The sequence below is a fragment of the Leifsonia sp. HAY1-4F genome, assembly GCF_056755275.1.
The window spans coordinates 1-232 of sequence record NZ_JBNDHX010000697.1 but is presented as its reverse complement, the minus strand read 5'-3'; the positions used below and the strand labels follow the sequence as shown (position 1 = coordinate 232).

General features: G+C 59.9%; 1 protein-coding gene. It reads right to left on the bottom strand.

The window, feature by feature from the left end; all coding sequences use genetic code 11:
- Positions 1–232: response regulator (locus ACPYOG_RS21015; protein WP_481295976.1), on the bottom strand; the 232-nt coding region annotated here is incomplete at both ends.

Here is a 232-nt window from a genome sequence, read left to right as displayed (position 1 = left end):
TTCCAGGGCCTTGATTTCCTCGTGGCGCGAAAGTGCAATTTCAATGGCCGGGATGAGGTCCGCGGGGGAGAAGGGCTTCACGACATACGCCATGGCACCGGCGTCGCGTGCACGCTCCACCAATTCCTCCTGGCTGAACGCCGTCAGCAGCACTACGGGAGCAATGCGGGCCTTGACGATCTTCTCGGCTGCCGAGATGCCATCCATGACGGGCATCTTCACATCCATGATT